Annotated in this window: 13 protein-coding genes; 6 read left to right on the top strand and 7 right to left on the bottom strand. The window is 70.1% G+C overall.

The window, feature by feature from the left end; genetic code table 11:
- The first annotated feature begins 1 nt into the window (after position 1).
- The 4 genes from ADK66_RS17460 (at position 2) to ADK66_RS17445 (ending at position 4,520) form a co-directional block, all read left to right on the top strand.
- Positions 2 to 769: an SDR family oxidoreductase gene (locus ADK66_RS17460; RefSeq protein WP_053656570.1), complete on the top strand. Its 768-nt coding sequence runs from the start codon at positions 2 to 4 to the stop codon at positions 767 to 769.
- 1 nt (position 770) lies between these two features.
- Positions 771 to 1,796 carry a phosphotransferase family protein gene (locus ADK66_RS17455; protein WP_053656568.1) on the top strand — a complete coding sequence of 342 codons (1,026 nt, stop codon included), beginning with the start codon at positions 771 to 773 and terminating at the stop codon, positions 1,794 to 1,796.
- Positions 1,797 to 1,944: 148 nt separating this feature from the next.
- Positions 1,945 to 3,924: an acyl-CoA dehydrogenase gene (locus ADK66_RS17450; RefSeq protein WP_053656934.1), complete on the top strand. Its 1,980-nt coding sequence runs from the start codon at positions 1,945 to 1,947 to the stop codon at positions 3,922 to 3,924.
- A 110-nt stretch (positions 3,925 to 4,034) separates the two neighbouring features.
- Complete coding sequence (locus tag ADK66_RS17445; RefSeq protein WP_053656566.1) at positions 4,035 to 4,520, top strand: hypothetical protein; 486 nt, start codon at positions 4,035 to 4,037, stop codon at positions 4,518 to 4,520.
- Positions 4,521 to 4,549: 29 nt separating this feature from the next.
- Here ADK66_RS17445 and ADK66_RS17440 read toward each other — a convergent pair whose 3' ends face one another.
- The 4 genes from ADK66_RS17440 to ADK66_RS17425 form a co-directional block, all read right to left on the bottom strand.
- Positions 4,550 to 5,266 carry an alpha/beta fold hydrolase gene (locus tag ADK66_RS17440; RefSeq protein WP_053656564.1) on the bottom strand — a complete coding sequence of 239 codons (717 nt, stop codon included), beginning with the start codon at positions 5,264 to 5,266 and terminating at the stop codon, positions 4,550 to 4,552.
- A 130-nt stretch (positions 5,267 to 5,396) separates the two neighbouring features.
- A complete protein-coding gene (locus ADK66_RS17435) occupies positions 5,397 to 6,464 on the bottom strand; it encodes a glycosyltransferase family 2 protein (protein ID WP_157552622.1) in 1,068 nt (355 codons plus the stop codon).
- Between the two features lie 42 nt (positions 6,465 to 6,506).
- A complete protein-coding gene (locus ADK66_RS17430; protein WP_053656932.1) occupies positions 6,507 to 8,363 on the bottom strand; it encodes a hypothetical protein in 1,857 nt (618 codons plus the stop codon).
- Between the two features lie 223 nt (positions 8,364 to 8,586).
- Positions 8,587 to 9,411: an alpha/beta fold hydrolase gene (locus tag ADK66_RS17425; RefSeq protein WP_053656560.1), complete on the bottom strand. Its 825-nt coding sequence runs from the start codon at positions 9,409 to 9,411 to the stop codon at positions 8,587 to 8,589.
- A 221-nt stretch (positions 9,412 to 9,632) separates the two neighbouring features.
- Between ADK66_RS17425 and ADK66_RS17420 the strand changes: the two genes are divergently transcribed.
- Positions 9,633 to 10,469 (top strand): MBL fold metallo-hydrolase, encoded by an 837-nt coding sequence (locus ADK66_RS17420; RefSeq protein WP_082377510.1) that lies wholly within the window; start codon positions 9,633 to 9,635, stop codon positions 10,467 to 10,469.
- Positions 10,470 to 10,506: 37 nt separating this feature from the next.
- Here the strand turns inward: ADK66_RS17420 and ADK66_RS17415 are convergent, their stop codons facing one another.
- Positions 10,507 to 11,526 (bottom strand): 1-aminocyclopropane-1-carboxylate deaminase, encoded by a 1,020-nt coding sequence (locus ADK66_RS17415; RefSeq protein ID WP_053656558.1) that lies wholly within the window; start codon positions 11,524 to 11,526, stop codon positions 10,507 to 10,509.
- Between the two features lie 225 nt (positions 11,527 to 11,751).
- Between ADK66_RS17415 and ADK66_RS17410 the strand changes: the two genes are divergently transcribed.
- Entirely contained in the window at positions 11,752 to 12,645 is an 894-nt protein-coding gene (locus tag ADK66_RS17410) for an acetoacetate decarboxylase family protein (protein WP_197281555.1), read from the top strand.
- A gap of 81 nt (positions 12,646 to 12,726) precedes the next feature.
- On the opposite strand, the gene ADK66_RS17405 is transcribed toward ADK66_RS17410, so the two are convergent.
- On the bottom strand, positions 12,727 to 13,407 hold the full coding sequence (locus tag ADK66_RS17405; protein WP_053656556.1) for a GntR family transcriptional regulator: 681 nt from the start codon (positions 13,405 to 13,407) through the stop codon (positions 12,727 to 12,729).
- Between the two features lie 127 nt (positions 13,408 to 13,534).
- Positions 13,535 to 14,374, bottom strand: coding sequence for an SDR family NAD(P)-dependent oxidoreductase (locus ADK66_RS17400; RefSeq protein ID WP_053656554.1), 840 nt, complete (start codon positions 14,372 to 14,374; stop codon positions 13,535 to 13,537).
- Positions 14,375 to 14,384 lie beyond the last annotated feature (10 nt).

The raw sequence follows: 14,384 nt of genomic DNA, 5'->3' as shown, positions 1-14,384 counted from the left end.
CGTGCAGAATTCTTTCGAGGGCCGGACCGCTGTGGTCACCGGCGCGTCGCGCGGGATCGGTCTCGCCGTGGCCCGCCACTGGCACGAGCAGGGCGGGAACGTGGTGCTCACCGCCCGCACCGCCGAGGCCGCCGAAGCCGCCGCCGCGACGCTCGGCGAGCGGGCGCTCGGCTTCGGCGCGCACGTCACCAACCAGGACCGCGCCCAGGCGTGCCTGGAGACCACACTGGAACGCTTCGGACGCATCGACCTGCTGGTGAACAACGCCGGCACCAACCCGGCGTTCGGGCCGGTGGTCGAACAGGACCACGGGCGCTTCGCGAAGCTGATGGACGTCAACCTGTGGGGTCCGCTGCTGTGGACCTCGCTGGCCTGGCGGCTGTGGATGCGGGACAACGGTGGCGCGGTCGTCAACGTGGCGTCGCTGGGCGGGCTGGCGGTGAGCCCCGATCTCGGTCTGTACCACGTCTCCAAGGCGGCACTGATCCACCTGACCCGGCAGTTGGCTCTGGAACTGGCACCCGGGGTACGGGTCAACGCCGTCGCGCCGGGAGTGGTCCGGACCCGGCTGGCCGAGGCGCTGTGGAAGGAGAACGAGGCCGACGTGAACGCTGTGACACCGCTGGGGCGGATCGGCGAGCCCCTCGACGTGGCCGAGCTGGTGGTCTTCCTGGCCTCCCGCTCGGCGTCCTGGATCACCGGTGAGACGGTCCTCGTCGACGGTGGGCAACTGCTCACCGGCTCCGCTGTCGAGCCGGTCGGCGCCTGAGATGGCAGTGGATGTCGTTGCGCTCGGGCGCTGGCTACGGCAGTCGGGGCAGCCCGTGGTCGAGCCGCTGACCGCGACCCGGATCGGCCTCGGCCAGTCCAACCTCACCTATCTGCTGACCGACGCGGCGGGCTGGCGTGCCGTGGCCCGCCGGCCGCCGCTCGGGCACCTCCTCGCCTCGGCGCACGACGTCGCCCGCGAGCACCGCATCCTCGCCGCGCTGGGCCGGACCGACGTGCCGGTCCCCCGCGTCCTGGGTCTGTGCCGCGACGAGCAGGTGGCCGATGTCCCGGTGCTGATCGTCGAGCACGTCGAGGGCCTCGTCGTGGACAGGGTGGAGACCGCGGCGGCCATGACGCCCGAGTTGCGCAGCGCCGTCGGCCTGGAACTGGGCCGGGTGCTCGCCGACCTGCACGCCGTCGACCCGGCCGAGGTGGGCCTGCACGACCTGGCCAGCCACTCCCCGTACGCGCCACGGCAGTTGAAACGGTGGTCCCGGCAGTGGGCCGCCAGCCGTACCCGTGAACTGCCCGAAGTGGAGAAGCTGACAGCCCTGCTGCACGATCGGATTCCCGAACCCGGCGACCTGGTGCTCGTGCACGGCGACTTCCACCTGGTCAACCAGATCGTCGATCCGTCGTCCGGTGCCGTCCGCGCGGTGCTGGACTGGGAACTCTCCACTCTCGGCGACCCGCTGGCCGACCTCGGCAGCCTGCTCGCCTACTGGCAGGAGCCGGACGACCCGCCCCTGGGCCTGTTCAACGCCTCCCGCCTGCCCGGGTTCCCGTCAAGAGCCGAGGTGAGCGCCGCGTACGCCGAACGGTCCGGCCGTGACCTGGCCGCGCTGCCGTTCTGGCACGTGCTCGGCCTGTGGAAGGTCGCCATCATCCTGGAGGGCGTGTACCGCCGCGCGCTCGACGAACCGGCGAACGCCGCGCTGCCGGGCTCCCTGCCGGACCGTGCCGTCGTCGACCGTCTCGTCGCTCAGGCCTGGTCGGTGGCGTACGAGACGGGGCTGGCCGACTGAACGGGGCGATCCCGCACGCAGGCCGGGTCAAACATCGCAGGATGGTGTCATGTTTCACCGTGGTCTTCTCCGGTAGGCCGCTGTGACCACCCGGTAGTCTTGATCGGGTCCAGACTGTACGTATATGTCCCGCACCGGAGGGGTGACCATGCCCGATCGCATCGACGTCACACGCCTGCAGGAGACGCTCGACGGGCCGTGGGCAAAGGTCCGCCACGCGCATCGGGAGCACCTCGACGAGCGCTTCCTTCCGGTGTACGGCGAGACAGGCGATCAGGCACGTGAGCGGATCACCCGGCTACTCGGCGAACTCCCCGTCGAGCTGGGCATCGCGTCGGCCTTTCCCGCCGAGTACGGCGGCGGATCCGACGTGGGCGGCTCGATCGTCGCCACCGAGATGCTGGCCCAGGTCGACCTGTCGCTGATGGTCAAGGCCGGCGTGCAGTGGGGCCTGTTCGGCGGCGCGGTCGCCGCCCTGGGCACCCGTCGGCACCACGACGCCTACCTCCGGGACATCATCTCGGGCACGATCTTCGGCTGCTTCGCGATGACCGAGACCGGCCACGGCTCCGACGTCCAGCAGCTGCGCACCACCTGCACGTACGACCCGCAGACGCAGACCTTCGACCTGCACACCCCGCACGAGGCGGCCCGCAAGGACTACATCGGCAACGCCGCCCGCGACGGACGGATGGCTGTGGTCTTCGCACAGCTGATCACGAACGGTGAGGGGCACGGCGTACACGCGTGGCTGGTCCCGATCCGCGACGCCGAGGGCAACCCGCTGCCCGGCGTGACGATCGGCGACGCCGGCCCCAAGGCCGGTCTGCTCGGTGTCGACAACGGCCGGTTGAGCTTCGACCACGTGCGGGTGCCCCGCGACATGCTGCTGGACCGCTACGGTCAGGTCGCCGAGGACGGGACGTACTCCAGCCCCATCGAGAACGACTCCCGCCGTTTCTTCACGATGCTCGGCACCCTGGTCCGTGGACGGGTCAGCGTGGGCGGTGCCGCGGCGGCGGCCACCAAGTCGGCGCTTGCCATCGCGGTGCGCTACGGCGACATCCGCCGCCAGTTCGGCACGCCCGACTCCGACCGCGAGGTGCTGCTCAACGACTACCTTGCCCACCAGCGCAAACTGCTGCCCGCCCTGGCCACCACGTACGCGCTGCACTTCGCGCAGGCCGAGCTGGTAGCCGCGTTGCACGAGGTGCAGGGCAGCGACGGGCCGGTCGACGAGCACCGGCAACGGGAGCTGGAGTCCCGGGCGGCGGGTCTCAAGGCCGCACAGACCTGGCACGCGACCCGCACGATCCAGACGTGTCGCGAGGCGTGCGGCGGCGCCGGCTACCTGGCCGAGAACCGGCTGCCCAGCCTGAAGGCCGACACCGACGTCTTCACGACGTTCGAGGGCGACAACACGGTGCTGCTGCAACTGGTCGCCAAAGGGCTGCTCACCGGCTACCGGGACGAGTTCGGCTCGCTGGACGGCTGGGGGCGCGCCTCGTTCGTCGCCGAGCAGGTCCGCGAGATGGTGCTGGAGCGCACCGCCGCGCGGTCGCTCATCGAACGGCTCATCGGCGCCGTGCCCGGCCGCGACGAGGAGGTCGCCGTCACCGACCGGGGCTGGCAACTCAAGGCGTTCGAGGACCGCGAGAAGCACCTCCTGGACGGCGCGGTCCGCCGCCTGCGCGGTGGCGCGACCACGAAGAAGGACCGCCCCTTCGACATCTTCAACGACGTCCAGGACCACGTCCTCACCGTCGCCGCCGCGCACATCGACCGCGTCACCCTGGAGGCGTTCGTCGCCGGCATCGAGGACACCGCGGACCCGGCGGTCCAGGCGCTGCTCTCCCGGGTCTGCGACCTGTACGCCCTCAGCGTCATCGAGGCCAACAAGGGCTGGTTCCTGGAGCACGGCCGGCTCACCCCGGCCCGCGCCAAGGCGATCACCGCGGTGGTGAACAGTCTGCTCAAGGATTTGCGCCCGTACATGCGCACGCTCGTGGACGGTTTCGCCATCCCGGACGCGTGGCTGCACTGCACGATGCTGCGCGAGGAACCACGCCGGCAGGACACCATGGCAGCGCATGACGCCGCCGGCGATCCCCACGCGGCCGCGGCGTAGGGGCGGCGTCACCGAGTCGGAGATCGGACGCACAGCGCGTCGATCGCAACCTCTGTGGACCTGTGGACGTGTTGTGGGAAATCGCCGCCCCTGCCGATCCCGGAGGAACAATGACCCCGACCGCGCTCCGCGCCCTCGCGCCCCTCGCCCTACTGGCGGGCCTGGCCGGCCTGGCGGCCTGCACCAGCGCCTCCTCCCCCACTGCCGGGGCGAGCGCCACACCCACCTCTGGTGTGGCGCTGCCCTCGGCCACCGGCGACGCGGCACCGACCCGCGGCGCCGCGTCGCCTACGCCCGCCGCCGCGTCGCCTGGTGCCGGCACGAAGATCTGTCCGGTCAGCGCGGCGACCCTGCAGCGGGCGTCGGGGCTTGCGAGCACCACCCACCGGATCGACCCCGATCACATCAGGTGCGCCGGGCAATGGGCCACGGCTGGCGTGATCGCCGTCGACCCCGCGCAACAGGGCGACGGGGTGCTGCTCTTCACGTACGCCGACGGCGGGTGGAAGAAGCTCGGTGAGGGCAGCGCGCTGGAGTGCAGCCCCTTCGGCATCCCGCCGGAACTCGGCGACCAGCTCGGCTGTCTCGACCGCTGAGAGGCCGGTGCCACCGCTCGTGGGGCTCGTCAGCCACCCACGCCACGGACCGCGTCGATGATCGTCTCGGCGACCTCGCTCGGTTGGGACACCGCCATCGCGTGGGAGGCGCCGGCGACCTCACGCTGACCCCGAGCTGCCGCGCGTTCGGCCATGAACCGGTGCGCGGCGACCGGGATGTTCATGTCGGCGTCGCCGAACACGAACCAACTGGGCAGCGATCGCCAGGCGGGGTCGCCGGAGAGCCCGTCACCCAGTGCCTGCTCGGTGATCGGCCGCTGGGTCCGGGCCATCAGCGCGGCCATGTCGTCCGACACGTCCGCGGCGAACTGCGCATGGTAGCGGTCCTGGCCGATCGCCACCTCGTTACCGCCAGTGGACACCGGATACTGCACGAGCGTGTCGGCAAGCGTGCTGCCGGGGAACTTCCCGGACAGCGACAGCGCCGAATCGCCGGTGTCCGGTGCGAGGGCGTTGACGTACACGAGGGCTCGCACCGACGGATCGTCGGCTGCGGCCTGCGTGATCACCATGCCGCCGTAGGAATGACCGACGAGGATGACCGGGCCGCCGATCCAGCCCATCACGTCCCGCAGGTACGCGGCGTCGGACGGGACGCTCCGCAGCGGGTTGGCGAGGGCCACCACGTCGTACGCGGCACCTAGGTGATCGATCACGCCGTTCCAGCTCGCCGACTCGGCGAACGCGCCGTGGACGAGGACAATTGTGGGCTGCGGATCGGTCATGGCGTGCGCTCCTCACGTCGTGGCTGGTCCACCCGCCGGCCGCGGCGGTCCGCATGAGTACCCAGGACGCGAAAGTGAAACCTCCCCTCCACCTGTGGCCGTCAGCCGTGCCCTGCGGGCAGGACGCCGGTCAGGGACCGGCCGGCCGGCCGCCCTCGGGGTCGCGTCGGGCCGGATCCTCCGGGACCGGAACCGCCCGCCTGCCCGCCTCCGTCGACCGCGCCGCGTGCTGGGTCGGCAGCCGTGGCCCCTCGCCTGCCTCGGCGGCCAGCCGCTCGGTTTCCTGCACCAGGTAGTGCGGTCGGCGCTTGGTCTCGTAATAGATCCGGCCGATGTACTCACCGATCACACCCAGGATCATCATCTGGATGCCGCCGAGCCCGATCACGCTGACGATGATCGTGGTGTAGCCCGGAACGTCGATGCCCTTCTCGATGGCGTCGGCGACCACCCAGGCCATGTAGGCCACCGCGATGAGGGTGAGGAACAGGCCGCCGTAGATCGCCAGGCGCAGCGGCCGGTTGTTGAACGACAGCAGGCCGTCGAACGCGTAGTTGAACAGTTTGCTGAGCGTCCACCTGCTCTTTCCCGTCTGGCGGGTCTCGTTCTGATGCGCCACCACCACCGTCCGGAACCCGATCCAGGAGAACAGGCCCTTGGAGAACCTGTTGTATTCCGGCATCGCCAGGATCGCGTCCACCGCGAGCCGCGACAGCAGCCGGAAGTCACCCGCGCCGTCCTGGAGGCGTACGTCGATCCACCAGTTGACCACCCGGTAGAAGGACCGGGAGGCGACCATCCGGATGAACCGGTCACCGCGCCGGTCCCGGCGGGCGATCACCTGGTCGAAGCCCTGCCGGTACAGCGCGACCATCTCGGGCAGCAGCCGGGGCGGGTGTTGGAGGTCGGCGTCCATGATGACGACCGCGTCGCCGGTGGCCCGTTGCAGGCCGGCGAGCATCGCCGCCTCCTTGCCGAAGTTGCGGCTCAGCGACGTGTAGCAGACGGTGGGGTCGGCGGCGGCGAGCCGGCGCAGCGCCGCGAGGGTGCCGTCCTCGCTGCCGTCGTCGACGTACACCACCTCGATCTCCACGTCGGACAGGTCGGCGAGCGCGGCGGTCACGCTCTCGTGCAGCCGCTCCACCGACTCTTCCTCGTTGAAGCAGGGCACCACCACTGACAGACGCATCGTCGTCACCCCGCCCGGCCCGCGCGCGGGCCTCCGTCGGCACGCGGTCGGTCAGAGGCGGTAGACAAGCGCACCATCATGATCCTCCCGGGTGATGCCGAGCCCGTCCACGGGCCGGGCCTCGATACCCTCCCACGGCGTCCCCGCGGCGCGGCTCGGCACGGCCAGCACCGACCGGACGCCGATCCCCCGCAGGTACGCCACACTGCCCGCGTCGGGGAACGACGCCACAGCGATCCGGGTCTGCGCCTGGGTGACCGGCTCGAAGCCCCCCAGCCCGTTCGTCACCCGGGGAAACCCGTCGGTCGTCCACAGCATGACCGTCAGGTCGCCCACACCGCCGGCAGGGAGCACGAGCATCGGCTCCGGCGCCGCCTGCATCGCGGCCGGCGGCCGTGGCACCGTCGGGTGAGGTGTCCGGTTGACGCCCTCCAGGGTGACAAGGGCCAGCGGCACCAGCAGGAGCACCGGCATGAGCATCCGCGTCCAGCGCCGGGGCGACGACTGGTCCGGCAGCGGGTCCGATGGCGAGTCGGACGACTGGTCCGAGGGCTGCTCCGACGCCTTGTCCGACGCCTTGTCCGACGACGGGGCCAGCGCGGTCACCAGCCCGGCGGCCAGCACCGCCAGCAGCAGGCTCGTCCAGTGCATCATCCGGCCCGGCGTACGCAGCGCGTCCCAGCCGGGCAGGAGCGTGGACAGGGTCAGGTAGCCGGGATCCCCGTCGCCGCCGAGGGTCGCGCCCAGGCCCAGCAGCACGGTGCCGAGCACGCCGAGCCCCAGCGCGATCCGGTGCCGGAACGGGAACGCCGAGACGAACAGCCCCGCCGCCGCCAACCCGATGACGGTCATCCCCGGCAGCAGCGCCATCTCCGGTGGCCAGGACAACTGCTCCCGTGCGGCGGCGTGGCGCTCGCCCCACAGCCACGAGTCCGCTGGCGCGGTGACGAAACCGATGAGCGGAGGCGAGAACATCTTCGTCCAGTCCAGCGTTCGCTCGGCCTGGGGATTGAGGTCGACCACCCGCAGGTAGACGAGGCCGAGCAGCAGCGTCACCGCGCCGAAGACGGCCCCACCGCCCAGGTCCGCGAGCAGCAGTCGCCGGCCGAACGGCGGGCGTTCCCGCTTGCGCCACCACGACCAGCCGTAGCAGCCGGCCGCCACGAGCACGGCGGCCAGCAGGAAGTAGACGAGCGGCAGCCCGATACCGAAGCCGAGGCTGATCTGCCAGGCGGCGACGAGCCACCCGGCAAGTGCCCAGCCGGGACGTCGTCGCTCCGGCCGGTATCCGTGGCGCAGCGACCAACCGTGGCCACGGGCCAGCATCGCCAGGGCCAGCGCGATCCCCCCGCTGGACAGGATGTTCAGGTGGCCGGAGTGCGCCAGCCGCCACGGCGCGTACGCCCACGCGATGCCCGCGAACGCCCCGCCCCACCGGTTGGCCCCGAGCTGCCGGGCCAGCGCGTACGCGCCAAGGAAGGCAAGCGCGTGCAGCAGCACGTAGAGCACGTTGTACCTGATGACGGCGGCCTCGAAGCCGGAGCCGAGCATCCCGAACGGGGCGTACCCGAGCAGGGTGTCGCTGTAGGCGTACGTGTATCTCTCCGGATAGAACGTGTTGGAGTTCCAGAGGTTGGTGGGGTCGCTGAGCAGAGCGTGCCCGGACCAGGCGACCTGCCAGGCCTGCAATGTCGGGTCGCCGAGGTCGCCGGGGATCGTGGTCGCCGGGTGTCGCAGCGTCGGCCAGGTCAGCACCACCGCCAACAGCAGACTGCCAAGCGTCGCCACTGTCCATTCCAGGCGGGGCCAGCGCCATCGACCCCGATCGCCAGGTCTCCGGTCATCGGAGGCCTGCTCGGGTTTCGCGTGCTCGTCTGTTGGTGGGGCGCCGGTCGACCGGGTTGTCATGAAATAGATGATCCGCAATCCTCTCGACCTTGTCCATCGGCTGTCCGAGTCGTGGATCCACGCACGGTAGGCGGTCGGCACGATATCGGTCGAGGAGCACCCTCGGTGCGGCGAACGGCGGTCCACGGAGACCGACCCCGGCCAGATCCCCACAAACCCGGCCGGGGTCAGCTCCACCCCCTGAGAAACGCCACGCGGCGTACGGCTGCGCTCGCGACCGCCGCTACGAGGTGATGAAGTCCAGCAGGTCGGCGTGGAACCTCGCCTGGTAGGGGCTGCCGACGATGCCGTGCGGCGCACCCTCGTACACCTTCAGGGTCGCGTCCTTGAGCAGCTCGGCGGTCTTCACGCCGGAGATGGCGACCGGCACGATCTGGTCGTCGTCGCCGTGCACCACCAGGACCGGGATGTCGATCGTGGGGAGGTCGGAGCGGAAGTCGCTCTCCGAGAACGCCGCGACGCAGTCGTACGCGGCCTTCAGGCCCACCTGCATGCCGGCCAGCCAGAAGGCGTCGCGCGTGCCGTCCGAGATCGTGACGCCCTCGCGATTGGCGTTGTAGAACGCGGTGGGCAGGTCCTTGTAAAACTGCGAGCGGTCGCTCTCCACGCCGTTCCGGATGCTGTCGAAGGTCTCGATGGGCGCGCCCTCCGGGTTGTCAGCGGTTTGCAGGAGGAACGGCGGCACCGCACCCAGCAGCACGGCCTTTGACACTCGGCCGGTACCGTGCCGACCGAGGTACCGGACCACCTCGCCACCGCCTGTCGAGTGACCCACGAGCACGGCATCCCTGAGGTCGAGCTCCTGGATCAGCGCCGCGAGGTCGTCGGCGTACGTGTCCATGTCGTTGCCGTTCCAGGGCTGCCCGGACCGGCCGTGACCACGGCGGTCGTGGGCGATGCCGCGGAAGCCGTTGTCCGCGACGAGCCGGAGTTGAGCGTCCCAGGCGTCGGCGTTCAACGGCCAGCCGTGGCTGAACACGACCGGCCGGCCCGATCCCCAGTCCTTGTAGAAAATCGGCGTGCCGTCGAAAGCGTCGATCGTGGCCATCGGACCTCCTCAGTCGGATCTTTCCGACGAGACTGCCGGCCGAGGACGCCAGCGGGCATCTGCCATTTGACTGCTGACCCTTGTCGCGTCACCGCAGCCGCCGGCGCGGAGAGCGCGCCCTCCGCGCCGGCGGCCGGCGCGCTCGCGCGGGATCCGCACGCATAAGGTGCGGCCGGGTGGGGAAGTGCCGACGGGTCCTGATCACGAACCGGGGAGCTGCCATGGAGTACGCCGTTCACCACGTACGCCGGCCCGGTCTGACCCGGGACCTGCCGTACGGCCCGCAGGACCTTCTGTGGGTCAGCAACGCCGCCACGCTCGTGCTGGGTGCCAGCGACGCGGTGCTGATCGACACCTACGTCACGGTGGAGCAGAACCAGCAGTTGATTGACTGGATACGGTCGTTTGACCGTAGGCTCACCCACGTCTACGTCACTCACGGCCACGGCGACCACTTCTTCGGCCTGAGCCAGATAACTGAAGCGTTCCCGGGTGTGCGGGCCGTGGCCACCGAGGCGACCGCTGCCGCGGCGGAGGTCCAGGCCGGGACCGACATGGTGGGTTCGTTCTGGGAACGGCTGTTCCCCGGTCAGATCCCGGCCCGGCTGACCACTCCGCAACCACTTGCCGACGATCACCTCGAACTCGACGGTCAGCGGTTGGAGATCGTCGAGACCGGCTTCACCGACACGCCGGGCAGCACTGTCGTCTGGGTGCCCGAGCTTCGGTTGATTGCGGCCGGCGACGTTGCCTACAACGACACCCACCCGTACCAGTCCGAATCCACTGCCGCGACACGGCGGGAGTGGGCCGCGACGCTCGATCGGCTGCGTGACCTCGACCCGGCCGCAGTGGTGGCCGGGCACGGGAATCCGGACCTGCCCGACGACCCGGGAATTCTCGCCGAGACGGCAGCCTATCTGCGCGAGTTCGACGCGCTCGACGCCCGCACCGCGACGGCCGAGGAGTTGTACGCCGCGATGCTCGACAGGTATCCACGGCGGCTCAACCCCGGCTCGCTCTGGGGCGCCGCGAAGCGGGCGAAGCAGCCCTCCTAGCCGGGGCGGCGGTGGTCCCGTTCGAATCGGCGGGGCGTCACGTCAGGTGCTGCTCGAACACACTGCTGTAGGCGTTTATGGCCGGCTGTCCGCCGAGGTGCGCGTACAGGACGTTCGAGTTCCGGGGGATGTCGCCGTTGCGGACGAGGTCGATCAGCCCGGCCATCGACTTCCCCTCGTACACCGGGTCGATGATCACGCCTTCGAGCTGGCCGGTGAGCCGGATGGCATCCAGAGTGGACTGCACGGGGATGCCGTAAAGGTCGCCGGCCCAGCCCTCCAGCACGGTGATCTCGTCGTCGCGCAGGTCACGGCCGAGTCCGATGAGTTCGGCGGTGTTGCGGGCGATCTTCGCCACCTGGGACCGGGTCTCGTCGATCGTGGCGGAGGCGTCGATGCCGAGCACCCGCCTCGGCCGGTCCTGACCGGCGAACCCGGCGATCATGCCGGCGTGGGTGCTGCCGGTCACGCTGCACACGATGATCGTGTCGAAGAAGACGCCGAGCTCACGCTCCTGCTGCTGCACCTCGTAGGCCCAGTTCGCGAAACCGAGGCCGCCGAGCGGATGGTCGGACGCGCCGGCCGGGATCGCGTACGGTGTGCCGCCTGCGACACGGACGTCGTCGAGAGCCTCGTGCCAGCTCTGCTTGAAGCCGATGCCGAAACCGGCCGGCGCGAGGCGTACGTCGGCGCCCATGATCCGTGACAGCAGGATGTTGCCGACCTTGTCGTTTACCGGGTCCGGCCAGTCCACCCACCTCTCCTGGACGAGGACGGCTTTGAGCCCCGCCCGGGCGGCGACAGCGGCCACCTGACGGGTGTGGTTGGACTGCACTCCACCGATGCTGACGAGCGTGTCGGCACCCTGCTTCAGCGCGTCCGGAAGCAGGTACTCCAGCTTGCGGGTCTTGTTGCCACCGAAGGCAAGGCCACTGTTGCAGTCCTCGCGCTTCGCCCAGATCCGCGCGCCACCAAGGTGCGCGCTGAGCCGGTCCAGCGGGTGGATGGGGCTGGGGCCGAACAGCAGCGGGTAACGCTCGAACGCGTCGAGGGGCATGTCGTTCCTTCCACAGGATCCGGAGCTGGAGCGGCTCACGAGACGGAGAGTCAGATCAGGCGAGACGACGCGGATTGGCCGCCGCTCCGCCAGCGTCACGGGCGCTCCGGCATGCAATATATTGCGTGCCACTCGGGGCCTGTCAAGGATCCGGGAGAGACAACGATGAACCACTGGCCCTCCGTGGCGTCAGGTAGGTGGAAGTTGACCCACGGAAGGACCAGGATGGAAAAGAATCTTCAGCGGCGCGCCGTGCTTGCCGCGATGGCGGGCACCACTGTCGGTATCGCGGCGTCGACACCGGCCGGCGCGAACGCCACCCCGGCGACGCCCGAGCGACTGAAGGGCTACACCTATCCGCTGAGCCCGCGTGGCGTGGCCAACCTTGCCGGCAAGCCACCGTGGCACTACGTTGGCGACGCCGTCGGCGTGGAGTTCTGGACCAGCCCGGAGGCGGCCGCCGCATCCCTGCCCACCGGCCTCGACCCGGATCCGGCCAACCCCGGCCACGGTTACGCCGTGTTCATCGACTGGCAGTTCAACGGTGCCACCGACGACTACCTCGACCCGCCGTTCAGCCAGTACTCGGAGTTCCTGGTGCTGCTCGACGCGCAGTGGCAGGGCACCCCGGTGGCCTGGTGCCCCTTCATCTGGGTGGACAACGACGCCTCGCTCGCGCGCGGCTGGGTGCAGGGATTCCCCAAGAAGATGGGCTCCATCCGTCAGACCCGAGCCTTCGCCATCGACAGTCCTGCCGCGCCCACGGTCGGTAAGGGTGGCCGCTTCGCGGCGGTCATGTCCGCCGGTGGCCGGCGTCTGGCCGAGACCACAGTGACTCTCGACCGGACCACGGACCGGCTGCCCGCGCTGACGCGCCCCCTTGTCAACCTGCGTCACTTCCCGCGACTCTCCGCCGGGCAGCACGACAACCCGGCCGTACACGAGCTGACCATGTCGGTGCTCGCCAACCTGAAGTTCGCGAACACCTGGATCGGCACAGGCGAACTGCGATTCCTGCCGGCGCCCCGGGAAGAACTCGCGGACCTCACGCCGAGGCGGGTCGGCGTGGGATTCCGCGGCTCGCTGTCCTACACCGTCAACGACCTCCGCATCCTGTGAGGACAGCCCGGGACTGACGGCACCGCGGCCGAGTCTGTTCCGCCCCTTCCAGGGGCGGAACAGACGACGGGCCCGATGCGCTCACTGCGCGGGCGGGTCGTCCGGGCACTCGACATCGAAGAGCGGATCCAGGCTCAACCAGTTGTCGCGGGCGGCCAACGCTGCCCGCTCGGCGTCGCCGGCCGCACAGAAATCGATGATGCGGTCGTGCAGGGCAACCGAGTCGCGCGCGTTCAGCGAGGAGAATCGGAGCCGTTCGAGCCGGCGCAGAATCGGCGTGAACTGCTCCAGCACCGAGGAGATCGCCGAATTGGCGGAGGCCGTCACCGTGACGCAGTGGAATTCGTCGTCCGAGGCGATCGCCGCGTCGACATCGCCCGTGTGCAGTGCTTCCGCGAACCGCCGGTTGGCCGCCCGCATCGTCTCGATCTCCTCGGGCGACAGATTGGGCACCGACTGACGTACGGCAAGCTCGTGCATCGCCGCGGTGACCGACTGCGCCGCCCGGGCGGCCTGGACGTCCAGTGGAGTGACCATCGTGTAGCGGCCGGGCTTGGTCTGGACCAGGCCTGCCTCCTCCAGCCGGGCCAGCGCCTCGCGCACCGGGGTGCGGCTCACCCCGAGCCACTGCGCCAACTCCGCGTCGTTGAGCCGCTCCCCCGGCGCCAGGGTGCCGTCGACTATCGCGTCACGGATGGTCCGGAACGCATTTTCCCGCAGTAGGGCACGCGGGATGACACCCTGACGCTCGGGGATCGGCATGCAACATATTCCACACCGCGTGGAACCAACCGTCAACGAGGGGATCGCCACTACTCAACAGCGTCAATCAAGCGGCGCGACTTGGTTTCGCCGTCCCGACGGCGCGTACACCATTTCGCTGGCCCCTTCAGGCGCCGGGAAAGTCAGCGTTCCGGGCGAGCGTTTCGGAGGCGCGGACGTCGGCGAGGGCGCTCTCGAGCGTGGTGACGACCGCGTCGAATCCGGCGCTGCCGAGGACGAGCCGGTGCGGAGGCGCGTCCTGGGCCATGACGGCCAGCACCGCTCGTACGCCACGCTGCGGGTCACCGGGCTGCTTACCGTCCTCGTCGATCATGGCCTTGCGGACGTTGTCGAGCATCGGCAGGTACTCCGTGATGGTCTCCTGAAGGGCATCGTCGGCGAAGCCGGCGTAGGCGCGGGTGCGGAAGGCGCCGGGCTCCACCGCCAGCACCCGGATGCCCAGCGGCGCGACCTCCGCGCGAAGGACCTCGGTGACGGCTTCGAGCGCGAACTTGGAGGCGCTGTAGTACCCGAACCCGTCGATGCCGCACAGCCCCGCCACCGAGGACATGTTGATGATCCAGCCGCTGCCTCGGGCACGCATCCCGGGAAGGACGGCCCGGATGACCGACAGTACGGCGAAGAAGTTCAGCTCGAACATGCGTCGGACGTCGGCGTCGGCCATGCCCTCGATCGACCCGTACCAGCCTCGGCCCGCGTTGTTCACCAGCACGTCGATGCCGCCGAAGTGCTCCTCGGCCGCACCCACGGCCTGCTCGACGGCCGTCGGATCGGTGACGTCCAGGGGCAGGATCAGGACGCGCTCGCCGTACCGCTGCGCCCACTGACGCAGCTCTTCGGGCCGGCGCACCGTCAACGCCACACGGTCACCGTTGTCCAGCGCGGCCTCGGCGTACGCCATGCCGAACCCGCCCGGGGTGCCGCCAGTGATGAACCAGGTCTTCATTCTTGGTGTG

The organism is Micromonospora sp. NRRL B-16802, from assembly GCF_001279555.1.
GTDB classification, from domain to species: Bacteria; Actinomycetota; Actinomycetes; order Mycobacteriales; family Micromonosporaceae; genus Micromonospora; species Micromonospora profundi.
Note: the sequence above shows the minus strand (reverse complement) of the source record. Positions and strands in the feature narration are given on the sequence as shown.